Source organism: Synechococcus sp. MIT S9451 (genome assembly GCF_047304725.1).
GTDB lineage: Bacteria > Cyanobacteriota > Cyanobacteriia > PCC-6307 > Cyanobiaceae > Synechococcus_C.
This window is the reverse complement of the sequence record NZ_CP138971.1, coordinates 1,992,790-2,015,875: the sequence shown is the minus strand read 5'-3', so window position 1 is coordinate 2,015,875 and position 23,086 is coordinate 1,992,790. Positions and strand designations below refer to the sequence as shown.

Here is a 23,086-nt window from a genome sequence, read left to right as displayed (position 1 = left end):
TATCTCAACGTCAGATGGCTCAGGAAAGGATCCGACTGGTCCGTTCTGGTCCATCGGAGCGAAGGCTGCCACGGGTCACACCGAGGCGGTGATCGATGCGCTCCCGCCGCCAGACATCAGACGAGGGGATCGAGCCTTCGAGAGCCTTGGCATAAAGCTGCACCCTCCTCTGGCAAGAGGCTGGATCCTCATCAAGAAGCTCGAGGCGAAAACGGCGCAGACCGACCCGCAGAAGCTCAGGCAAGGCTTCAACACCGCTCTGCGCCCGACCGTTGAAAAGAGTATTGCGGCAACCGAGATCGGCGATCAGGGGATGCTCGACACCGCTTCGATCGCGCAGATGCACCTGATGCTGTTCGCAGGGGCGGCCGCAATCGGTGTGATCGTGGCCGTCAGAGAGGAACGCGCAGAAGAGACAGTGCTCCATATGGAAGAGGGGCATGTGCTGATGCAACGTCACCTCCAGCCAGTCAGGGTCCGTGGACTGAGCCAGATCCAGCAGCTGGTTGAGATTGAGGTCATAACTGGCGGTGAGGCGCTGTAGACCCCAGCGCTCCCGATACCAACGCACCGTGAGTGGATTGGCGGTATTCAGCGAGAAATCACCGCTGCAGGGTGCGAGTGGAGTCAACCGTTCCAGCTGATCAGCATTCCGAACCAAATAGCCATCAGGTTCAGCCCGAATCAAAGGCTCCAGCGTCCACGCTTCATCCGGTCGGTTGATGCGAGGGCCTGCCAGAACAATGCCGTCCCGCCAGTAACCGCGTCCAACCAGGACAGCTTGCTTGAGCTCACTCGGATGCTCGAGATCAGCAATGACCCCTGAGACCCAGTCCGGGCGGTCCAGGGCAATCAGGGCCTCTAACTGAGCCAAGCTCCGCACCAAGACCTGCAGCGTTGGACAGGGATTGGGTGCGGAGACTATTGACGAAGGCTGGGCTGGGTTCAGGCACTGACGCAAGGTGGCTTCGACCCTTTCGCCCCCCGACATGGCAGCCATCTCCTGTGGAGAGGGGAGTGCGAGAGGGCGAAGACCGGCTGAGTCCATACGATCCAGCAGGCAGCGCCGCATCCGATTGAGCTCTGCGACGGGAAGGAAGAGGCCGGCTGGCAGATCGATCTCGAGCTGATCAAGGCGCCATCCACTGCCACCAAGTCGGCCCAACTGAGTCTCCAATCGTTCACGGTCCAAGCCCCGATCGCGGGCCTGCTCAAGAGACACCGTGCTGCTCACACGAAGGCTCTCAGCAGTGGTTCCTAGGGGATGCAACAGCTGAAGCTGAAGCGGAACACCAAGACCACCAGACACGCGCACCCGGAGCGGCTGCAGGATCGGATCGACCGACTGCCGCGCCTGTCGGCTCCATGTGCTCTGCCATCTGGGATCACCTGTGAGCCAGACCGGAGCTCCAGGCTTCAAACCCATCAGGTTGATTCGGCCTGGGCCCAAACGGATGCGAGAACGACGGTGACCAAGGTCGTCAAGCTGCATGATCCTTCCGCCGATCTCCTGCGGTGGCTTGAGGGGATCAGTACCTGGAGCCGGTTGCACTTCGAGCACCACACCTTGACCGCACTCCAGTGGTTCTTCAAGACGAAGCGTGAGCCAACCTTGGTCATCACATCGCTCAAGGCAACCCACCACAGGTCCGCGCTTCTTGCTCCATCGGCCATGAACCAGACGCCTGTGGTTCACACCCTCAAGCCAACCCGTCGAAAGCCCGCGAGAGAAGCCCATCTCCAACTGACGCCGCACGGCAGTGGCATTGGTCGCGAGCCCATCAATCTGCTGCCGGTAGGCCTGGGTGACGGCAGCTACATAAGTTGGGTCTTTCAGGCGACCTTCGATCTTGAAACTGCTGATACCGATCTCAATCAGTTCGGGGATCTGCATCCAGGCCGCAAGATCCTGAGGGGAAAGCAGATAACGCTGATCAGCCAGATCAAGCTCTTCGCCATCCACCACCAACTGGTAAGGAAGCCGACAGGCCTGGGCGCATTCCCCTCGATTGGCGCTGCGCTGTCCGAGGGATTCACTGGTTAAACACTGGCCTGAGTAGGCAACACACAGAGCACCATGCACAAACACTTCGAGAGGCATCGCCAACTGACGCTGCTCAAGTTGTCGCTGCAAGCGACGTAGATCCTTGAGGGCGAGTTCACGGGCCAAAACAACTCGATCACAGCCAGCATCTGCGGCCTGAGCCACACCGGCTGCACTGGTAATCGACATCTGGGTAGAAGCGTGCAATGCCAGACCAGGCACAAGCTCCCTGGCCAAGAGACAGAGGCCAAGATCCTGAACAATCAGAGCATCGACTCCGGCGCGCTCAGCCGCAACCAGCAACTGGGCTGCTCGGCTGAGCTCATCGCTGAAGACAAGGACGTTGAAGGTGAGGAAGCCACGGACACCCCTGGCATGAAGCCAGGCCATGATCTCGGCGAGTTGATCCAGTTGAAAATTTTCTGCTCGCAATCTGGCGTTGAACGCCTCGACGCCGAAATAGACGGCATCCGCCCCCTGAGCCACTGCCGCCTTGAGGGAAGCCCAGTCACCGGCTGGGGACAACAGCTCAGGAAAGTGATGCGGTCTCAACGGGTCAGAGCCAGACGGCGAGCCGGTTCAAATTGTCGAAGAGCATCAGCAGACCCCTCAAAACGCCAATGCCAGGGCTCGTAACTCACACCCTGATTGTTGCCCTCGGGGAATGAAAGCGTGAAGTGGTACGACGCAGCATGGTCCTGGAGCCAGCGGAACGCCGACGTCGTTTCAAACGACTCTGAAAGGTTGGTGGCAGGGGCGTCACCATCGCCGAGATCAACGGCTAAACCAGTGCTGTGCTCGGAGTAACCGGGAGGAGCGCTGACCTTTGCACGCTCACTCGCCGTTTGATTGCGCTCTGATTTCACATCAAAAAAGATGCCCTTTTGCAACGCATGAGAGCGGTAACCACTCAACAGCCTGAGGTCAACGCCATCAGACGCTGCAGCTCGTTGCATCGAACGCAGGGCTTCAGCGGCGTCGATATGCAGTTCCAATCCGGGACCGACGAGAACCAGGTTGATCGCAGATGCTTCTGCATAAGGGAAATGGCCCAGCAAGCGGCCGTCAACGCTGGGAGCTTCTGCAATGCCATCGACCACTTGTGGCTGGGGTGAGAACCGGGTCAAAAGTGCCGGCCCCAACAAAACAACGCCGAGGCAACTACTGAACACAAGCAAACAGGCAATCCAAAGGCCAGAGCCACGGCGCCGTGAGCGTTGAGGAGGGCGGGAACGCCGTGCCACAGGAATGTCGTCCCTGCTGGTGCGGCGAGGGGCGACGGCACGAACCAAATCGATGATGCAGTGTTGTGACGATCGTAAGGGGGGGCGCCAGGGGGCTTCCACCGACTAAGGGTCAGCGGTGGTAGTTTCGAATTAATAATCCAGCGGAGTAGGGCTGAGATGCTGCGAGTTGCCGTCGTCGGGGGTGGTCCGAGTGGATCCTGTGCCGCCGAAATTCTTGCCAAGGCCGGCATTCAGACCTGGTTGTTCGAGCGCAAGCTGGATAACGCCAAACCTTGTGGTGGCGCGATCCCTCTCTGCATGGTCGAAGAATTCGACCTGCCTGACGAGATCATCGACCGCAAGGTGCGAAACATGAAGATGATCTCTCCCTCCAACCGGGAGGTGGATATCAAGCTGGATCCACTCGGCTACGACGACAACGCCTATATCGGCATGTGTCGCCGTGAAGTGTTTGATGCCTTCATGCGCAACCGTGCTGCAGACCTTGGCACCACCCTGGTGAATGGCCTGGTGCAAAAAATCGATACAGGCAACAACCGTCAAGGCCCCTACACCCTGCATTACGCCGACTACAGCGGGGGTGGTCCAACTGGGGAGCAAAAATCTCTGGAAGTCGACTTGATCATTGGTGCTGACGGAGCCAACTCCCGCGTGGCCAAGGCCATGGACGCTGGGGACTACAACGTTGCGATCGCATTCCAAGAACGCATCAAGCTCCCCCCAGAGGAGATGACTTACTACGAGGACCTCGCAGAGATGTATGTGGGCACTGATGTGTCCCCAGATTTCTATGCCTGGGTCTTCCCCAAGTACGACCACGTGGCCGTCGGAACCGGCACCATGCAGCAGAACCAATCGCTGATTAAGGGGCTGCAGAGAGGGATTCGTGAGCGTGCCAGCAAGCGTCTGTTCAAGGGCGAAGTCATCAAGGTGGAAGCTCACCCAATCCCAGAACATCCCCGTCCCCGTCGCGTGGTTGGTCGCATGGCACTGGTGGGTGATGCTGCTGGTTATGTCACCAAGAGCTCAGGAGAGGGGATCTATTTCGCAGCGAAAAGCGGACGGATGGCCGCTGAAGCCATTGTGGAAATCTCCAACAGTGGACAGCGCATCCCCACCGAGAAGGAGATCAAGTCGACCTACCTCAAGCGTTGGGACAAAAAATACGGTGCCACCTATGCAGTGCTCGACATTCTGCAGCGCATCTTCTATCGCAACGACGCTGCTCGCGAAGCCTTCGTCGAAATGTGCGATGACCTCGACGTGCAAAAGCTCACCTTCGATAGTTACCTCTACAAACGAGTGGTGATGATGAACCCTTGGCAGCAAATCAAGCTGACTCTTCGAACCCTCGGCAGTCTCGTGCGCGGTGAAGCACTGGCCCCGTCTGAATACGGTCCCGTCCCATCAGCCGTAGGACGTTCTGACGGTGATTTCCTTGCCGAGGAAGCAGCCCAAGCGATCAGGGCCCAATCCAAAGGCAAGGAAACTGAAACGGCTGGAGTGAACTAGTTGCGTCCTTCCAGGGCTTGACCGGCGACACCCTTCACCCGTTCAAGGCCCTGTTGAATCTGCTCTGGCGTCACTCCTGGTTTGACCTGCTCGGGACGATTCTTGAGGGTATTGACTGCATAGATGGCAGCACCGGCCAGGATTAAGGCAGCGAGAACGACACCAACTCCGTTGCCTCCCTGGCGGATCACAACTGGTTGTGTGACCACTGGGGAGGGTTCCCCGGCAGAGCGCTCAGAGGGATCCGACGATGCCATAGGCAAGACCATGTTCTCTCCATGACTTAGCCCGAGCTTCGACGACTGCCAAGCGTCAGCTTTGAATCAGATCGAAACGGGCCAGCACAGATGCCTGATTACGCAGCACTCCAAGAAGATTGAGTCGATTGCGACGCAAGTCCAGGTCATCAGACATCACCATCACGCTGTCTGGACCATCAAAGAAGGCCTCCAGTGCTGGTGTGGCCTCCACAAGCGCGTCGGCAAGGGCCTGATAAGCACCCCCAACAGCCAGGGGCTCCAAGTGGGTGACCACAGCATGCATGGCTGTTTCGCTGGGAGAAGCGAAGCGACTGACATCCACAACATCCCCAGCTGCCAGAACGGAACTCGCAAGGTCCCCCTTCTCAGCAAGGCGTGAAGCACGTTGAACCACGGCCTGCAGCGCCCCGAGACGGTTCTCTTGGCGCAGACGGCTGAGCAAGCCAAGACGATCCAAAACATCAAGAGGGTCGCCCAGCAAGCGTTGGCAGCTGAGACCATCACCGGCAACCGCCTGCACCAGGTCAGGCGCTTGACCATCGTCTTCAAGTTGCGACTGAATACGCTGCCTTAACAGCAGCAGCAGGTCATCCGCGAGAGCTTGCGCCTTCACCTTGAAAGCTGGGAAACGCTGTTGCCAGGCTTCCGCGGCCTCAGAGACAAGCCTAAACAGATCGAGCCGCCAACCCCTCTCCCACAGAATCTGAAGCAGGCCATTTCCCGCACGTCGCAACGCATAAGGATCGGAAGAACCACTGGGGCGTTCGCCCTTGGCAAAGATGCTGAGCAGCAATTCCAAGCGTTCTGCCAGAGCAACCACAGCACCGGCATCGCTCTGAGGAAGCACATCGCCAGCGCCACGGGGTAAATAGTGCTCAAACACAGCTTGAGCGACATCGCGGCTTTCCCCTTCCTCAAGCAGATACTTCGCGCCCATCAGCCCTTGAAGCTCAGGAAATTCGCCCACCATCTGACTGACTAAATCGTGTTTGCAGAGGTGAGCAGCGCGTCTTGCCGCTTCAGCGGTACCGATCGGTAACTCCAGGGCCTGAAGAAGGGTGTCGGTGAGCTGCTCAATCCGTTCCGTGCGATCCAAAAGGCTGCCCAACCCGGCGGCGAAGGTCACCCTGGAGAGCGACGCTCGACGGTCGCCACTGCTTTGCTTGCGATCGACATTGAGGAAAAATTCTGCATCCGCCAAGCGGGCGCTCAAGACCCGTTCATTGCCACGGCAGATCCGTGCATCCGCGGCAGAAAGACCGTTGCCGACCAGTAAAAATTCAGGAAGAAGAACATCACGAGACTCCAACCTCAAGGGATCTGCTGGAACCTGAGAACGGCGCAGGGGCACATAACGCTGATGCGACTGCATCACCGTCACGATCACCTCGGGGGGCAGATCAAGAAAGCGATCCGCGATTTCACCCTGAAGGATGCGTGGATCTTCCACCAGATCCACCAACTCTTGAAAGAGATCATCTGGGCAGTCCAGCTCCCCCTTCAAGGCAGCGGCGCGATCGTCAAGCTTGCTGCGGATCAGGGCAGATCTTGCCTTGCGATCAGCCTGAACACCAGCGGCAGCAAGGGCCTTGAGATAGTCATCGGCCTCGGAAAGTTCAACGCTGCCGGGATGCAAACGGTGAGAACGGGATGTTCGACCGCTGTGGACGACAGGCTCACTGGCAGCAAGGGTGACTGGCACCACATCGGGACCAAGCAAAGCCACCAACCAGCGCACTGGACGACTGAAGCGTTGATCCCCATCACCCCAACGCATAAAACGGCGCCCTTGCAAGCAATCGATCCAGGCAGGAATCCGCTCCGCCAAGATCTGGAGCGCCCCCTGGCCCTCGATCAACACCGTCGCAAAGACACAGTCGCCCTTTGGGGTGGGACGGACCTCTAGGGAGGTGGGTTCAACGCCGCAGCGTTTCGCAAATCCAATCGCGGCAGGACCTGGCTGGCCATCCACAAAAGCCTGAGCCACGGGGGGACCCTTCCGTTCTTCGCGGAGATCCTCCTGAACTTCGGCCAACGAATCGACCAAAACAACAAGGCGTCTTGGGGTGCTGGTGACCTGTACTTCACCATGCGCCAGTCTCAACTCGTCCAGGTCACGCTGAACCCGCTCCCGAAGCTGGGCCAGAGCCAAACGGGCAAAGTCAGCAGGCAGTTCTTCAGTACCGATTTCGAGCAGGAAGGTTGAGGTCACACCAGTCGGCTCGAGAAGCCAATGACTTTATTGGAAGCCGCTTCGCTAGCTTCGAGATACAGCGATCAGTGCGCCAGTGAGCCAGCCCAGCGTCGACGCCACCAAGAGTTCTCAGGGCGCAGGCAGCGGCAAGCTCGACATGGAAGGAATTCCGCTACCGAAGGCAGAGCAACGAAAACGAGACAGCCTCTTCCTCAAAGAGCCTCTACTAACAGAGCTGGGAAACGACCTGCCCAATTTCAGCGAAGACGCTCTACAGATTCTCAAGTTCCACGGCAGTTATCAGCAGGACGACAGGGACAAACGCGAGAAAGGCAAGGACAAGCAATGGCAGATGATGCTGCGCCTGCGCAGTCCGGGAGGCCGCATCCCCACCGCCCTGTTTTTGGCCATGAACGATCTGGCCGATCGCCTTGGCGACGGAACGCTGCGTGCCACAACCCGTCAGGCGTTCCAGATGCACGGTGTGCCCAAAGCCGACCTCAAGGAGGTGATTGGCACGATTGTTCGAAACCTTGGTTCCACGCTTGCTGCCTGTGGAGACATCAACCGCAATGTGATGGCACCGGCGGCGCCTTTTGACAAAGGGGGTTACCCGGCAGCAAGACAGCTCGCCGATGAGATTGCTGATCTGCTGAGTCCCGAATGCGCCGAAGGCTCGTATTTGGATCTCTGGGTCGATGGAGACCTGAGCTATCGAATCAAGGCTGGCCGAAAGGTGAATGCGGTGCGAAAGCGCCAGTTTGAGGGAGCGGTGTTCTCAGGCGATCAGCAAGAACCTCTGTATGGAGACACCTATCTGCCACGCAAATTCAAAGTGGCGGTGACCGTGCCTGGAGACAATTCAGTCGATCTGCTGACCCAGGACATCGGCCTGGTGGTGTTCACAGACAGCAACGGTGGTCTCCGTGGATGCAACGTGTATGTAGGGGGCGGCATGGGCCGTACCCACAACAAGGAAGAGACATTCGCTCGGATCGCTGAACCGCTTGGCTATGTGGCCGCGGATCAGGTGTTGGATTTGGTGCAAAGCATCCTGGCCCTTCAGCGCGACCATGGCGATCGCAGGCTGAGGCGTCATGCCCGCATGAAGTATCTGCTCCATGACAGAGGCATCCAGTGGTTCCGTCAGGAATTAATGCGCGCCTACTTCAGCGGAGACCTGAAGCCATTGCGCAGCGAGCCCAAGCCAAAACTGAATGATTACCTGGGCTGGCATCGCCATCGCGCCGGCATGTGGTTTGTAGGCATTCCGCTGCTCTGCGGTCGGCTGGAAGGTGCTTTCAAGCAAGGCCTGAGCAAGATCGTCGAGACCTATCAACTGGAAATCCGTCTCACTCCCAATCAAGATTTGCTGCTCTGCAACATCGGAACCCCACAAAGGGCTTCGATCCGCGCTGCCCTGGAAGAACTCGGGATTAACACCCCTGACATGCCAGCACCGTTAGCCCGACACGCCATCGCCTGCCCAGCCCTACCAACGTGCGGACTCGCCATCACCGAATCGGAACGGACCCTCCCTTCTGTTCTGGAGCGACTTGACAGCCAACTCCAACGCTTGGAGATCGACAAACCGGTGTTGATCCGTATGACTGGCTGCCCGAATGGCTGCGCCCGCCCTTACATGGCTGAACTGGCGCTCGTGGGGAGCGGAGTCAACCAGTACCAGCTTTGGTTAGGCGGCAGCGCCAATTTGCAACGCCTCGCCAAGCCCTATATCCAGAAGCTACCCCTGGATCAGCTGGAGGCCGCGATTGAACCTCTGCTGTTGAGTTGGAAGGAAGCAGGTGGACGCCGCACCCTTGGAGACCATGTTCAAAAACTGGGCGATCAGGCAGTATCCGAGCTGCTCAATGCTTGATCACAGCGTCCGTAGATAGCTTCCTGTGCCCCCGAACGCCAAGCCCAGAGCTGATCTCCAAAACTGAAATGCCACCACTCATTGGGATGGCGCACAAACCCCTGCCCACCGAGCACACGATCGAGCAGACAACGGCGTTGATGGACGCAAACGGCGAATGCGTCCCGACCAGCCAATGCAGTGTTGGCGTAGTGATCCGGCTCGGAAACGGGGCCAATCGCATCAATCTCACCACCCATTTCGAGCAGATCACCATCACGTCCCGCCAGCGTCAGATCAACAGCAGCTCCTGTGCTGTGCGGCGGCGGCGTGGTTGGGTCGAGGCTAGGGGGTGCCCAGAAACGACCAACGGCATGCCGAACCTCGGCAATCGCTCGATCGATGTCCGCAGCGGATCCAGCGGTCTTGAGGTTGATGCCCAAGCGAGCACACTCTTCAGCCACGGCATGGTCAACCATGAAGGCCTGCACTGAGACTGGACGCCAAGCATCGAAGATGACAAAGCGGAGCTCCTGGTCATGCGCTTGAAGCTGCTGCTCGGCCGCGATCAAACGCCTCACCACTCCCGCCCGCAGCACAAAAGGATCTGCTCCCGGTCCGTAGGGCGCGCCTAAGCGCTGGTAAGGGTGTGGCTGGAGGCACAACAGCTCTGGGCGTAACCGCTTCAGCGGCTCGCCGCAGTCGTCGATTAGACGATCGCTCCAGGGACGCAGCACCGGACCACTTCAACTGCGTTCAAGGCTGACAGAAGTCGACAGCAGGAAGCCGTTTCCACAAGTGGACACAATTTTTCCCCAGGGTGGGTCTCATTTCACACGTCGCGAGCAGGTTGTGACGCAGGAGACATGTTCGTAGCGATACATGTGACAACAAACCATAAAGACAATCTTGAGCTTTCAGAGCAAAGGCTCAGACATCCGACCAAGAACCCTGCACCAGAAGGGAAGCCAGCGATTCAATCTCAATCGAAATAAGAGCAGCAGCGCCAGAGAAAAACAAGCCAAAAAGCGACATTTGTCAGCGAGACCTCAAAAAAGCAGCAAAAAGGGAATAGTGAGACTCAACCGAGACTCAAGCCTGTGGAAATAAACGTGCATTAATTCAATTGACCTGAAGCGGTCATCCGAAGACGTTGATTTTCCAGCAACTGGCGCAGAACGGGGTGACGATTGAGACCAGGATCCAGATCAATCAGCCTGCTGGCCTCCTGGCGTGCCTCCTCCAGAACAGCGCCATCATCGGCAAGACTTGCGAGAGCCAAATCAGGCAACCCGGACTGGCGGGTTCCGAGCACTTGTCCAGGGCCGCGAAGGCGTAAATCCATTTCTGCTATTTCAAAGCCATCGGTGGAATGAACGAGAACATCGAGCCGTTGGCGTGCCAAAGCATTGCGGCTGTCATTCACGAGCAGACAGTGAGAAGCTGCTGCTCCACGACCAACACGACCACGAAGCTGGTGCAACTGGGCCAGGCCGAAGCGATCGGCATGATCAATCACCATCACGCTGGCCTCAGGTACATCCACACCCACCTCAACGACGGTGGTGGAAACAAGAACCTGACAATCTCCAGACGAAAACGACTGGATCACAGACTGCTTGTCTGCACTGCTGAGGCGTCCATGTAGCAACCCAACCGAAAGATCGGGAAAGACCTCTTCTGCCAGTTCTCGATGCACATCGACGGCGGAACGTAAATCCAATTTCTCCGACTCTTCCACCAGGGGCAGCACCACATATGCACGCTGACCGGCCTCAACCTCCTTTCGGATCAACTCATGGGCATCGTGACGCTCTGATCCGGCAATTTGACGGGTTTGGATCGGTGTCCGCCCTGGTGGCAACTCATCAATTTGACTCACATCCAGATCGCCATGCAGGGAGAGGGCAAGGGTGCGGGGAATCGGTGTCGCCGTCATCGTCAAAAGGTGAGGTTGCAATCCCTTACTGAGAAGGCGATTGCGCTGGCGAACCCCGAAGCGATGCTGCTCATCCACCACCACCAGACCAAGCCGCGAGAAGTCAACAGGGTCTTCGATCAACGCGTGGGTGCCAACCAAAATGCGCAGTGTTCCATTGGCCAGATCAGTGAGCATGCGCCTGCGGTTGGGTTTTGAAGTCGAACCAGTCAGCAACTCCACGCTGACGTGAAGTGGCATCAACCACTGACAGAGACTGCGATAGTGCTGCTCCGCCAGCACTTCAGTCGGTGCCATCAGGGCTCCCTGCCAACCGGCATCGACTGCATTCAGCAGGGAGGCGAGCGCCACCACGGTTTTACCGCTGCCCACATCCCCCTGGACCAGGCGTGCCATCGGTTCGCTCTTGACTAAGTCGCTCTCGATTTCCGCCAAAACGCGCTGCTGCGCTCCTGTGAGCTGAAAGGGCAACAAATCGAGGAAACGACCAACAAGACCGTCTCTCTGGCCAATACCCTCAAGGCTCGGAGCCTGGCGCTGACGTAAATCGGCGCGACGCTGCATCAGGCCCAGCTGAAGCAAAAGAAATTCGTCAAACACAAGCCGCCGCCTTGCCTGTTGAAGACGTTCGCGATCCACAGGCCGATGAATCCCTTGCAGGGCTTCAGTGCGGGCGATCAGATGCAGGACTGCACGTCGTTCAGGACTGAGGGGTTCGGGCCAATGCTCAGCAGCCGGAAGCACAAGCTCCACCAAACCACGCAATCGGTCGGCTGTGAGCCCATCGGTGAGGGCATAAACCGGAAGCAATCGGCCGATCTGACGTGATCGCAACGGAGAGTGAACCGTCTCCATCACCTCAATCAAAGGATCCTGAAAGCTGATCCCATAGGGGCCGGTCTTGACCAGGCCGCTAATCGCCACTGTGGCTCCTACGGGATATTGTCGGCTCTGGGCGTGCAACGCCGCTGGGTTGCTGAAGCGTTTGCCAGCGAGGAATCGAGTCACCTTCAAACGACCAGTGGGATCCTGCACTTGCAGCTCGAGGATCGACAGATTGGGGTTACGCGGACTCGTGAATCCGTGACAGCGGCGCACCGTGGCCACGATCGTTGCTGTTTGCCCGGCCTCAAGGGCGACGATGCGTCGCATCGCCGAATAGTCGACGTAATCCCTCGGGTAATACAGGAGCAAATCTCTGACCAGCAGAAGGCCGAGGGACGCCAAACGTTCAGCCAGCTTTGGTCCAATGCCCTTGACACCAGACAGCGGCAAGTCGAGAGAGAGTGAGGCTGGTGCCGTCCGGTTGGGTTGCTGGTTGTCGACTTGGTCCTTCACCCTTAATCGCGGGGGTGCCATCGGTTGCGACGGTTCCATCCGCTGGCGGAATTGATGAAGCCATTGCCGAGTGGAGGTCACCAGTCGGCGTCGAGCCGATTCAGACAGCGTCGGGTAACTGCGATAAGAAGCCGCTAAGGAGGCCAAGCGATCACTGCTATCCGCAGGGATGGGGATCGGTGGTGGTGTCGCGAGCTGACGGGTCAGAAAGTGGTGAAACCGTTCCTGTCGTCCCTGCAGATCAATGAAGCCGCGATCAGCCTCCAACGTCAGAGATGTCTGAAGAGGGTGAAGCCAGGCCTGAAGACGATTGAGGTCTGCTGCAGAGCAAGCCGGAGTCAGCTCTGGGGAGGATGGGTTGGAGGGCTGGTTGGAGGGCTGGGCCACCACTGATGCTGCACGTGTTGGGTCTGAGCACGCCGCTGCCAGTGGCGTTGCTGTCGAACCATTCTGAGCAAGCTCTGCTTCCGTTGTCGGAGCCTGCTGCGACAACGACGCAATGGCACGAGGTCGAATTCCAGTTCAGACGGGCGCAGAAGAACACAGCAGAGATCGATCAACTGGTCACCAGACCCGGTCATCGGCAAAGGGACCCTCAGACGGAGGAGATTGGAGGCCGTGGGAAGGGTGTCGACCTGGCCCGCATGCACGGCGTCAAGCAGGCTGATGGGCAGGAGGCTTGTGGTGAGACCTGCACGCAAGAGCTCAACATTGATCGCGTGAGACAGGTTGCGCAGACGACGCACGACGGCAAGATCAAGGCCGTCGAGCCAGCGCATCAGCTCCAAGGGCATCGTGGGCATGAACTCGGAACTGAGCTGATCGGAATCTGAGCCAGCTGCTTCCTCATCGCTGGGATCAGACAGGGATGAATCCTCAGACGCATCCATGGCCTGACCGGCCATCAGAAACAGCGAGCGCAACACATCCAGATCACTGCTGGCCTGGTCCGCAACGCCAAGATCACCATCCTCGTCCTGGTCTGTGGTTGGCGGAGGGTCTTCGAAACTCAGATCCAGCTCTGATTCAAGCGCCATATCCTCGTCAGAGGGTGTGAACGAAGCCTCCTCTTTCTGCTCTCCATTCACAGGAGGCAAGAGACCATCAAGAAGGGCGGGTTGATCAACAGGCGGAGCAAGGCTGAGCTGAACTGATCCGGACATCCCATCATCAGAGAAGCTGTCAGACGCCGAACCCTGTTGGTCCGTCTGATGCGCCTGGTCCGAAGACCGCTGCAAGCTCTCCATCATGGATTGTTGAGCCTGACGTCTTCGAGTCCGCTTCTCCCGATTGAGCTCCTTAGCAAGTAATTGGAGTTGTTCAATCGTGAGCAAGGAACTACAGCGTTGGATGAGCTCATCGATCCGCTGCTGGAGAGAGTGACGAGAGGGATCAGAAAGCTGATTCAAGCGAGCGTGATCAACGCTGCAGAGGAGATGCCCAAGGGCGCGATGCACCGCTGAGGGCAAGCGCTCACGTAGAAGTCTTAGATAATCAGATTGATCCGCATAAAAAGCTGGTGCCGTATCACGACACCAGCTCTGAAGACGAGCAAGCTGCTCGTCAGGGTTATATGGCAAAGCGCTTTCCTGGTCGGACGCCAAGATCAGCCTTTGGTCATTGATGCCACTTCAGTGGCGAAATCGACTTGTTCGATCTCGATCCCTTCACCCAGGGTGTAACGGGTGAAACGGCGCACCTGGACGTTTTCGCCGATCTTTCCGGCCACTTGCTTCACCAGTTCGGCCAAAGAAAGAGAGCTATCGCGGATAAAAGGCTGATCCAACAAAGCCATTTCCTTGAGTCGCTTGCCAATCCGACCCTCAACAATTCTGGCCTTCATCTGATCTGGCTTGCCCTCGAGGTCATCACGACCCATTTCGATCGACTTCTCACGGTCGACAATTTCTTGAGGGATGTCATCGGTGCTGACGTACTCAACACTTGGGCAGGCTGCAATCTGCATGGAGACATCGCGCAGTAGACCCTGGAAAAGATCGCCACGTGCAACGAAATCCGTTTCACAGTTGATCTCCACAAGAACACCAACGCGCGCACCGGTGTGGATGTAGCTGCCGATGGCTCCCTCAGCAGCGGCACGGCTCGATTTCTTCTCGGCGCTTGCAATGCCCTTCTGACGCAGCCACTCAACCGCTTTGGTCATATCGCCCTCGGTTTCCCCCAGGGCTTTTTTGCAATCCATCATTCCTGCGCCAGTCTTATCGCGCAGATCCTTGACAAGCTTGGCGGATACGGCGGCCATCGGTAGAGGGGGAAAATAGGAACAAGAAGAGCCGCCTTCCCACAAATGAGGGAGGGCGGCGTGAACAAAAAGGGAGGTGAGACTTAGCCCTGGCCGTCGTCACCACCGCGCTGATCATTGGCGCCATGGCGACCTTCGTTGATCGCGTCAGCCAAACGGCTCAACACCAACTGAACGGAGCGCACGGCATCGTCGTTGCAAGGGATCGGAACCTCACAGAGATCGGGATCACAATTGGTATCCAGCATCGACACCAGGGGGATGTCGAGCTTGCGTGCCTCCAGAACTGCATTGGTCTCGCGACGTTGGTCCACAAGGATCACAACATCGGGAAGACGACGCATGTTCTTGAGACCTCCCAGGTATTTCTGAAGACGCTCCAGTTCGCGGCGCAGAACGGCGGCTTCCTTTTTGGGGCGCATGGCGATCGCACCACTGGACTCCATCCGTTCCAGATCCTTAAGGCGATCAATCCGGGCTTTCATCGTGGTCCAGTTGGTGAGCATGCCGCCCAGCCAACGTTGGTTCACATAGGAACCACCACAACGGGCCGCCTCAAGAGCAATCACTTCCGAGGCTTGCTTCTTGGTACCAACGAAAAGGAACCGCTTGCCACTGCGAGCGGCAGAGCGGACCCACTTGTAGGCATTGTTCATGCAGACAGCGGTCTGCACGAGATCGATGATGTGAACCCCATTGCGCGCGCAATAGATGTAGCGCGACATCTTTGGGTTCCAGCGACGAGTCTGGTGCCCAAAGTGGGCGCCAGCCTCCATCATCTCGGCGAGAGTGACAACAGCCATGGTGTTTAGGGTTTCGGGTTCGCCTCCACCTGTCAGGGATGGTCAAGGACCAGCACCCGAAACAGACAGGTGTGCGGTGTGAAAGAACTCAATGAATTTATCAAAAGACCGGTCAGCGCAGCCCGATTGCCTTCGCTTCACGGAACATCGCACGCACACCGATACGATTCAGGGGAAGGCGCAGCACTTCCATTGCCACGGCAGCATGGCCATGGCTAATCAGCCATTTCAGCAAAGGACGCAACGACCGTTCGTTGAGCAATCCGCCGAGGGTCAATAGCTCCCACAGGATCAGGTGGAGCCACGTGAACTGAATGATGAAACGGACCCTACGGGTCGGATGCTTGCGAAAGAACACCAAGCCCATTTTGGCCCGTTCCTGCTCGACCCTGATCAGATCTGGAACCTGAGCAAGGCTCAAGGCTGGATGCCAGTGGTAGCCAACCGCTTCCGGGCACTTGACCAACGCCACCCCCATCTGACGCAGCCGTTCACCCAACTCGAGGTCTTCCCAGCCATAAAGGCGAAAGCCAGTGTCAAAAAGGCCTGACCGCTGCAACACCGTGCGATCAATCGCCACATTTCCCGTGGCGAAATAGGCCCAAGACAAATCCCGCAGTTTGTGGCGTTCCGTTGTCGGCTGATCGAAATTGGCCGTGTTGATCACAGCTCCGTAGGTAAAACAGAGCCGATTGCCGATCTGATGCCAATAGCGCTGAAGAGCGCGGGCATGGCTGGATAGGAACTGCGGTGTGACTACGAGGTCACTGTCGATGAAAACGATCACATCGCCGCGTGCATGGTCAACGCCACGGTTGCGCCCTTCTGCAGGTCCGCCATGGGCCTGTTCCACCAGACGGACATGGGGGAAGCGCGCAGCCTGTTCCCTTAAACGAGAAGGGGTGCCGTCGGTCGAACCATCGTCCACGAGGACGACCTCATAATCGTCGATCTCACCGGAAGGACTCTGAGCTTCCAAAGCGACCAAACACTTTTCAAGGATCGGCCAGCGGTTGTAAGTGGGGATGACGACGCTGATAAACATCCGCGTGCAACCGGAGCGAGTGAAGGTCCAGCCTAAGGACATCAAAAAAGGGGGGGCGCAAGCCCCCCCTCAGTGCCACAAGGGCGTGGATCAGTCTGCTGCTCCACCGTTGTTGGCAGTACCCGTTACACCGTTGCCTGCACCTTCACCACGGCCATCGTTACGCATTTTGCGCTTCTTGAATTTGCGGGCGTAGGCGCGGTTGCGCTCCTGCTTTTCCTTCTTGAGGTTCCTGCGCTTGGCCATCGCGGAGTTGATAAACGATTTTGGGTGCCACCAACTTACCCAACCGAGCAGAACAATCGACCGTCTTCCATGCGAACCAGTCGATCCGCCACATCCAAAATGCGAGGGTCGTGGGTCACCATCAGAACGGAACAGGCCTGCTCACGAGCCAGGCGTTTGAGCAAATCCACCACTTCCCGCCCAGTGGTGCTGTCAAGAGCAGCAGTCGGTTCATCCGCCAGCAGAAGCTGGGGATGAGCCGCTAAAGCCCGCGCAATCGCCACTCTTTGCTTCTGCCCACCGGAGAGATCGTGAGGCAACTTGTTGAGGTGATCACCAAGGCCAACCTCTCGCAACCATTGCCTCGAGAGGTCACGCCGGGCGAGATAGGAACGATCCTTCAACAGATCTGCACCCATCTGAACATTCTGTTCGGCTGTCAGACAACGCAGCAGATTGTGGCCTTGGAAGATCATGCCGATGCGTCTTCGTAGGCGCTGACGGGCACCGCGACCGGCAGCGTTAAGCGGCTGACCAAGCACGCATACCTGCCCCTCCTGCACCTTGCGCAAGGCACCGATCAATGTGAGCAGGGTTGTTTTTCCGCAACCCGAAGGACCGGTCAGGAGCACAACCTCCCCTGGCTCGATCGTCAACCCCACCGACTGCAGTACTTGGCGACGATTGGCACCTCTGCCATACCAATGGTTCAGTCCCTCAATCGCAACAGTGCTCGCCATCAGAAGATCTCGGCTGGATCGGCATCCACAAGCCGGCGCATTGCCAATCCGGCCGACAGCATGCACATCACCAAAATCATGGTGAACACCGTGGTGGCGCGGCTGAGGTCCATGCCAACCGGAAGACGGGTGGCATCTCGCACAAACCAATAGAGAGCCTGGCCAGCCAAATATGCAGGGATATAGCCAACCAAGGCGAGAATCAACCCTTCACGAACGACAACACCAACAAGCGTTTTTAGCTGATAGCCCATCGCCATCAAGGTGGCGTATTCAGGTAAATGATCACTCACATCGGTGTAAAGCACCTGATAAACGATCACGCATCCCACCACAAACCCCATGGCAGCACCGAGGGTGAAGATGAAACCGATCGAAGTACTGCTGCGCCAGTAGTTCTGTTCAAAATCGATAAAGCCCTGCTTGGTGAGCACACGAACGTCGTTAGGCAGAAGTGCAGTCAGTCGCTCCTGCACAGCCAATGGATCCGCCGTTGGCTTGAGCCGAATCAATCCCAACTCAATGCTGCCTGGAGCTTTGTTGGGCATCAGATCCAAGAATGTCTCAGAACTCGTGAGCAGATTGCCATCAGCACCAAAACTGGTGCCAAGGGAAACCAGACCTGCCACCCTGACGCGGTTTCCACCGATCTCACTCTCAACTGTGCGTCCCTGACGAAACCATTCGGCAACAGGTCCGAATTCAGGGCGGGAGAGTTGATCAAAAAGAACACGACCTTTCAAGGAAAGCTGTTGTGAATCCTGAGACAACTCAGGATTCACAAAGAATGGATCCTCTGGGTCGAATCCCAGACCAAGAATGGAGCGGGTAGAGAGGTTTTCAGGATTACGCCAAAGCATCAAACTCCAGTGGACCGGTGTAATTCCTTCGACTTGGGGATCCGCCATCGTTTGGATCAAACGCCGTTTGGGGAAACCGGCCATGCGCACCGAACTGGTGGAACGCGGACTAATCAGGACGAGATCTGCATCAAAGCGGCGATGCACTGTGACGCTCGCATCAAACAACCCGTCTCGAAAACCGAGCTGCATGAACATCAAGATGCCGGCAAAACTAATGCCAGCCAAAGCAACAAACAGGCGCACTGGCTGGCGGATCAGCATCAATGACGCCAGCGGTATCCGCCTGCGGTTCCAGAAGCCCAAATTCACTGGGGTTGAAAACGAGCGATCACTTTCATCCCAGCCAGCGTTCTGACCCTTTCAGCGGAAGCCGGATCCAATGTGACGCGCACTTCCACAATCCGAGCGTCGGCATCACCCGTGGGGTCGGTCGAAAGCACCTGCCGCTGCCTCACTTGAGGACTAATGCCGATGACCTTGCCGGCGAGGCTTTGTTTGAAACCTCCATTTTCGCTTGTGAGCGTGACTCTCTGACCAAGCTCAACGCGATTGATATCCGACTCGTACACCTCGATCAAAGCTTGCATCGACTGACTCGCACCGACCTCGATCACGCCATCAGCACCTGGACGTTCCCCGGCGCGAGTGTGAATCCGCAACACCAAGCCCTCGATGGGTGATCGCAGCTCGCTATCGGCGAGATCAGCCTCGAGTTTGCGTCGCTCCGCGCGAGCCTGCTGGAGTTGCCCTTGAAAACGAAGCAGTTCATCCCGCTTGTCATCAAGGACCACCAAGGCAGCCGCTCCAACTGAGGCCGCAAGGCGATAACGATCAACCTCCTTGCGCTGCAAACGGATCTCGGCCTGCAGCATGCGAATTCGTGCATCCACAGCCGCGACATCTGCCTGGATCTGGAGACGATTATCAAAGCGAGCCAGCACCTGGCCAACCTTGACCGGATCCCCTTCATTGACCAGCAATTCAGCCACTCTGGGGGTTCCACCAAAACCACTCACTGGGGCAGCAAGACGACGAATGTCACCAGCAGGCTCGAGTTGGCCAAGAGCTGCAACAGCTTCAGGGGCGCGAGTCACCACAGCCGGCACGGGAGAGCGAGCGGCTTGATGAGGTCGATTCCAAAACAACAGCCCAACGATCACTGTCAGACCAAGACCACCACTGAGAAGCAGCAGCGTCGGTCGACGTCTCAAGGCTCCGGTGGATCGTCGAAGAGCATTTCCTCGATGTAACGATCTGCCCACTCCACGCTGAAGGCCTTCTCCAGGACACGCCGGGTTTTGTCGTTGCGCTTCTGTTGGAGGCAATAGGAGAGCTGACCCTGATGACGATCGATCGTAGAAGGGGCGTCCGGGGCATCGGCGGCTGTGGTCTCAACGGCCTGACGCATCACCTCCAAAAAGTGCCCAACCTGCTCGAGGAACCAACCCTCCTCAACACTGTTCACAGGACGGATGAATCGCACAAAGGGAGAAAAAATCGTTCCCCAAGCCGGTAGCTCTCGCACCTGTTCAAAAGGTGGAAACGTCAACGCCTCCAACGGTTGACGGATGCTGTCTGGGAGTGTGTCCCGCACAGGTGAAAGGTCAACGATGGCCGCTGAGATCCCTGCGGGACTGGCAACGATGTCTGCTCCGAAAATGGGTAGGTCGTAACGGGGATCGGGAAAGAACACGCAGTGGAGAATCTGCAGTCCTAAACCGAGCCGAGCCGTCTCTAAATGAAGCTTGCGCAGACCTCGACATTGATGCAGTTCATTGCTGATGGACAGCGAATCACCATCCAAAGTGGCTGTGACCGCCTCAAGTTCTGGGTCGACGACGAGAGGCTGAAGGCCTGTCATGGCCCCCCTACATGTCCGGATGCGCTCGGCAAGGGCATCCACCAGAGGATGAAGCTCAAGGGATGTTGACGAGGAGGGAGGCGACGGCACCGGTGCGGTTCAGCACAGAATGGGACTTTGCCACGGGATCCTGAGCCACCCATCCCACGGTCCAGAACTGACGCACCAAACGTTTGGAAACGGAAGTCGGTGCGTCTTCGCCCCCATGCCGGATGCGGGGCTGACTTGCCTTGATTTCTGGTGTCGTGCCGGCAGTGCCTTCGAACACAAGGGTGAGGAGGGTCTGGCCCATTTCCTGGAACACATGGTGTTCAAGGGAAGCCGGCAGCTTGGGGCTGGAGATTTCGATCGACGGATCGAAGCCCTTGGTGGCAGTAGCAATGCAGCCACAGGTTTCGATGACGTGCATTTCCATGTGCTCGTTCCACCAGAAGGTGCATGCGAAGCCTTGGAACTTCTGCTTGATCTCGTCCTCGAACCAGCGTTGCGCGCTGATGCCTATGGGATGGAACGCGACGTTGTCCTTGAGGAAATTGCCCAATATCGCGATCAACCCGATGAACAGGTCGTCCAGCACTTGCTGGCCTCAAGTTGCGCGAACCATCCCTACGGACGTCCAATTCTTGGTTGGGAGGAGAGTCTGCTGGCCAGCTCACCGGACACGATGGCTGCCTTTCACCAACGTCGCTATCGAGGAACGAACTGCTGCCTGATGGTGGCGGGAGCAATCCCCAAGGGGCTGGAGCAAACCATCAGCGCCAGTCGCCTGGCCTCGCTTGCGACCCAATCAGAGGATCACCCAAACGGGATCGACCAGACACTGAGCTTCCAACGTGGACGGGACACGATCCAGGTCGAGCGCTTGGAAGCAGCGAGGTTGCTGATGGCCTGGCCTGCCGCCGCCGCGGATCAACAACATCAGGTGATGGGGATTGATCTGGCCACAACACTTCTGGCCGAAGGTCGACGCAGTCGTCTGGTGGAGCGCCTACGCGAAGAACTACAGATCGTGGAATCGATCGATATGGACCTGACCACACTCGAGCAGGGAAGTCTGGTGATGCTGGAAGCCTGCTGCCCTGCTGAGCACATCGAGGAAGTGGAAGCGGAGGTCGACCGCGTGCTTCAAGAGTGCGCATCCACACCCGTTCAGGCCGCTGAAATGGAGCGGGGTCGACAGCTGGTCGGGAACGGTCTTCGCTTCAGCTTGGAGGCTCCCGGTTCTGTGGCTGGCATCGCAGGACCCCAGGCGCTTTGGCGAGAACCGCAGGATCCCTTGAGGCCACTGCAAGATCTGCAGAACTGGACTGCGGCTGGCTTGCAATCCGACGTTTTCGGACAGCTGCAGGCGTCCAAGGCCTTCACGTTGGTAGCCCTGCCAGAGGAGGAGGGCTGATGGCACTGCCTGATCTGATCCTCGACCCTCTCGCCACTCCAGGAGTGCTGGCGGCAAAAGCCTTAATCCGCCACGGCAGCGCATCGGATCCAGAGGGACTGAGGGGCGCTCATCAGTTGCTGGGCTCTGTCCTGAGCCGAGGCTGCGGGCCCTACGGACCGATCCAGCTTGCAGACCTGGTGGAGGGATGCGGAGCCGGACTGCGCTGCGACACCCATGAAGATGGCCTGCTGATCAGCCTCAAATGCCGTGATGTTGATGCCGAGAGGTTGTTGCCGGTGATCGGCTGGATGCTCAGACAGCCACACCTGAGGCCGGATCAAGTGGAACTGGAGAAAGAGCTCAGCCTCCAAGCACTATTGCGTCAAAAGGAGGACGCCTTCCACCTTGCCTATGACGGTTGGCGATCTCTGGCCTACGGGTCCGGCTCCTATGCCCACGATCCCCTTGGTGTGGCTGAGGAACTGAAAGAGATCAGCCCCGACCAACTCCGATGCCTGGCCGCTCAACTCGAAGACCATGGCTCGGTGTTGGCGCTCTCCGGCACCATCCCGACCAAGCTGCTCAAGTTGATGGAGAGCCACGAAGCCTTCCAGGAGGGTGGAGCGCAGCCGATCATTCTCGCTGCATCAACGCCTCGTGGCACAAGCCTGAGAACGGAACAGGGGACCCTAAGCATCAAAGAGCAGACCACTGAACAAGTGGTGCTAATGCTCGGGCAACCCTCCCTTGCCCACGGCCACCCTGATGATCCAGGCCTTCGCCTACTTCAAGCCCACCTCGGCCAAGGCATGTCCAGCCTCTTATTCCGCCGGTTACGCGAAGACCACGGCGTTGCTTATGACGTCGGCGTGCACCATCCGGCACGGGCTGGAGCAGCACCGTTCGTGATGCATGCTGCAACCAGCACCGATCGCTCCAAGCTCTCTCTTCAGCTGCTTTTAGAAAGCTGGAATGAGATGTGTTCCAAACCTCTCGACCCCGATGATTTGCAGCTGGCGAAGGTGAAAGTTCGCGGCCAGCTTGCTCACGCCTCCCAAACCACCGGACAACGGGCGGAGCGTCGAGCCCAACTGAGAGGTCTGGGCTTGCCCGATGACCACGACCAACGTTGTTTAGAGATCATGGATGCGCTTGATCCAGTCTCGATTCAACGAATCGCAGCCGAGCACCTCAGTCGACCACTGCTCAGCCTCTGTGGCCCGCAAGCCTCGCTCAGGGTTCTGGAGTCTCAGTGGGAGGCTCGGCAAGGGGAAGCTCGGCAACGCTGAGGTGGTCGTTCGGCACTAGAAAAGTGCCACGACGGAAACGGACCGCAACGGTTTCCAAGGGCTTCAGACCAACCACTTCGCCTATTTCATCAGTGGAGACAAGGTCGGGCGGTCGCAACATCGGCATTGGATCCGCTGTCTTCAGATAGGGCAACGGCCGCACCAGCCGCACCTGATCACCGATCGAAACGTCCATGCACCATGGGCAATCACCCTCTCCTACTGCA

20 protein-coding genes and 1 pseudogene are annotated in these 23,086 nt (G+C 57.9%); 5 read left to right on the top strand and 16 right to left on the bottom strand.

Features of this window, described 5'->3' with window-relative positions; all coding sequences use genetic code 11:
• Nucleotides 1–19: 19 nt before the first annotated feature.
• Complete coding sequence (locus SIB72_RS10525; RefSeq protein WP_413743834.1) at nt 20–2,569, bottom strand: U32 family peptidase; 2,550 nt, start codon at nt 2,567–2,569, stop codon at nt 20–22.
• Nucleotides 2,570–2,592: 23 nt separating this feature from the next.
• Nucleotides 2,593–3,336 (bottom strand): M15 family metallopeptidase, encoded by a 744-nt coding sequence (locus tag SIB72_RS10520; RefSeq protein ID WP_115121650.1) that lies wholly within the window; start codon nt 3,334–3,336, stop codon nt 2,593–2,595.
• A gap of 111 nt (nt 3,337–3,447) precedes the next feature.
• On the opposite strand from SIB72_RS10520, the gene chlP reads away from it, so the two are divergent.
• Nucleotides 3,448–4,803 (top strand): geranylgeranyl reductase, encoded by a 1,356-nt coding sequence (gene chlP / locus SIB72_RS10515; protein ID WP_115121651.1) that lies wholly within the window; start codon nt 3,448–3,450, stop codon nt 4,801–4,803.
• Here chlP and SIB72_RS10510 read toward each other — a convergent pair.
• Both SIB72_RS10510 and glyS read right to left on the bottom strand, forming a co-directional pair.
• On the bottom strand, nt 4,800–5,072 hold the full coding sequence (locus SIB72_RS10510; protein WP_413743833.1) for a hypothetical protein: 273 nt from the start codon (nt 5,070–5,072) through the stop codon (nt 4,800–4,802). The genes chlP and SIB72_RS10510 overlap by 4 nt on opposite strands.
• Before the next feature lie 43 nt (nt 5,073–5,115).
• Nucleotides 5,116–7,275, bottom strand: a complete 2,160-nt coding sequence (gene glyS / locus SIB72_RS10505; RefSeq protein ID WP_413743832.1) for a glycine--tRNA ligase subunit beta — start codon at nt 7,273–7,275, stop codon at nt 5,116–5,118.
• Between the two features lie 139 nt (nt 7,276–7,414).
• On the opposite strand from glyS, the gene SIB72_RS10500 reads away from it, so the two are divergent.
• Nucleotides 7,415–9,136 carry an NADPH-dependent assimilatory sulfite reductase hemoprotein subunit gene (locus tag SIB72_RS10500; protein ID WP_115121788.1) on the top strand — a complete coding sequence of 574 codons (1,722 nt, stop codon included), beginning with the start codon at nt 7,415–7,417 and terminating at the stop codon, nt 9,134–9,136.
• On the opposite strand, the gene SIB72_RS10495 is transcribed toward SIB72_RS10500, so the two are convergent.
• The 11 genes from SIB72_RS10495 to SIB72_RS10445 form a co-directional block, all read right to left on the bottom strand.
• Nucleotides 9,106–9,849, bottom strand: a complete 744-nt coding sequence (locus tag SIB72_RS10495; RefSeq protein WP_413745107.1) for a M15 family metallopeptidase — start codon at nt 9,847–9,849, stop codon at nt 9,106–9,108. The genes SIB72_RS10500 and SIB72_RS10495 overlap by 31 nt on opposite strands.
• A 383-nt stretch (nt 9,850–10,232) precedes the next feature.
• Nucleotides 10,233–12,782 carry an ATP-dependent DNA helicase RecG gene (gene recG, locus SIB72_RS10490; protein ID WP_413743831.1) on the bottom strand — a complete coding sequence of 850 codons (2,550 nt, stop codon included), beginning with the start codon at nt 12,780–12,782 and terminating at the stop codon, nt 10,233–10,235.
• Nucleotides 12,731–13,996, bottom strand: coding sequence for a hypothetical protein (locus tag SIB72_RS10485; protein WP_413743830.1), 1,266 nt, complete (start codon nt 13,994–13,996; stop codon nt 12,731–12,733). The genes recG and SIB72_RS10485 overlap by 52 nt, the downstream gene beginning before the upstream one ends.
• Before the next feature lie 2 nt (nt 13,997–13,998).
• Entirely contained in the window at nt 13,999–14,655 is a 657-nt protein-coding gene (tsf, locus tag SIB72_RS10480) for a translation elongation factor Ts (RefSeq protein WP_115015256.1), read from the bottom strand.
• A gap of 83 nt (nt 14,656–14,738) precedes the next feature.
• Nucleotides 14,739–15,458, bottom strand: coding sequence for a 30S ribosomal protein S2 (rpsB, locus tag SIB72_RS10475; protein WP_115121656.1), 720 nt, complete (start codon nt 15,456–15,458; stop codon nt 14,739–14,741).
• A 112-nt stretch (nt 15,459–15,570) separates the two neighbouring features.
• Complete coding sequence (locus SIB72_RS10470; protein ID WP_413743829.1) at nt 15,571–16,503, bottom strand: glycosyltransferase family 2 protein; 933 nt, start codon at nt 16,501–16,503, stop codon at nt 15,571–15,573.
• Nucleotides 16,504–16,593: 90 nt separating this feature from the next.
• The gene (locus SIB72_RS10465; RefSeq protein WP_006850288.1) at nt 16,594–16,749 is read right to left on the bottom strand and encodes a hypothetical protein; all 156 of its coding nucleotides are present in this window, start codon (nt 16,747–16,749) and stop codon (nt 16,594–16,596) included.
• Between the two features lie 35 nt (nt 16,750–16,784).
• Nucleotides 16,785–17,468 carry a DevA family ABC transporter ATP-binding protein gene (locus SIB72_RS10460; protein ID WP_115121657.1) on the bottom strand — a complete coding sequence of 228 codons (684 nt, stop codon included), beginning with the start codon at nt 17,466–17,468 and terminating at the stop codon, nt 16,785–16,787.
• Nucleotides 17,468–18,592 carry an ABC transporter permease DevC gene (gene devC, locus SIB72_RS10455; RefSeq protein WP_371410924.1) on the bottom strand — a complete coding sequence of 375 codons (1,125 nt, stop codon included), beginning with the start codon at nt 18,590–18,592 and terminating at the stop codon, nt 17,468–17,470. The genes SIB72_RS10460 and devC overlap by 1 nt, the downstream gene beginning before the upstream one ends.
• Nucleotides 18,593–18,636: 44 nt before the next feature.
• Complete coding sequence (locus tag SIB72_RS10450) at nt 18,637–19,542, bottom strand: HlyD family efflux transporter periplasmic adaptor subunit (RefSeq protein WP_413743828.1); 906 nt, start codon at nt 19,540–19,542, stop codon at nt 18,637–18,639.
• Entirely contained in the window at nt 19,539–20,282 is a 744-nt protein-coding gene (locus SIB72_RS10445) for a phycocyanobilin:ferredoxin oxidoreductase (protein ID WP_170953969.1), read from the bottom strand. Before SIB72_RS10445 ends, SIB72_RS10450 begins: the two co-directional genes overlap by 4 nt.
• A gap of 19 nt (nt 20,283–20,301) precedes the next feature.
• Between SIB72_RS10445 and SIB72_RS10440 the strand changes: the two are divergent.
• The 3 genes and pseudogenes from SIB72_RS10440 to SIB72_RS10430 form a co-directional block, all read left to right on the top strand.
• Nucleotides 20,302–20,760, top strand: a pseudogene (locus SIB72_RS10440) (M16 family metallopeptidase); the annotation flags it as partial.
• A 9-nt stretch (nt 20,761–20,769) separates the two neighbouring features.
• Entirely contained in the window at nt 20,770–21,588 is an 819-nt protein-coding gene (locus SIB72_RS10435) for a M16 family metallopeptidase (protein WP_413745106.1), read from the top strand.
• On the top strand, nt 21,588–22,859 hold the full coding sequence (locus SIB72_RS10430; protein ID WP_413743827.1) for a M16 family metallopeptidase: 1,272 nt from the start codon (nt 21,588–21,590) through the stop codon (nt 22,857–22,859). Before SIB72_RS10435 ends, SIB72_RS10430 begins: the two co-directional genes overlap by 1 nt.
• On the opposite strand, the gene SIB72_RS10425 is transcribed toward SIB72_RS10430, so the two are convergent.
• Entirely contained in the window at nt 22,804–23,055 is a 252-nt protein-coding gene (locus SIB72_RS10425) for an NAD(P)H dehydrogenase assembly family protein (protein ID WP_413743826.1), read from the bottom strand. The genes SIB72_RS10430 and SIB72_RS10425 overlap by 56 nt on opposite strands.
• Nucleotides 23,056–23,086: the final 31 nt, after the last annotated feature.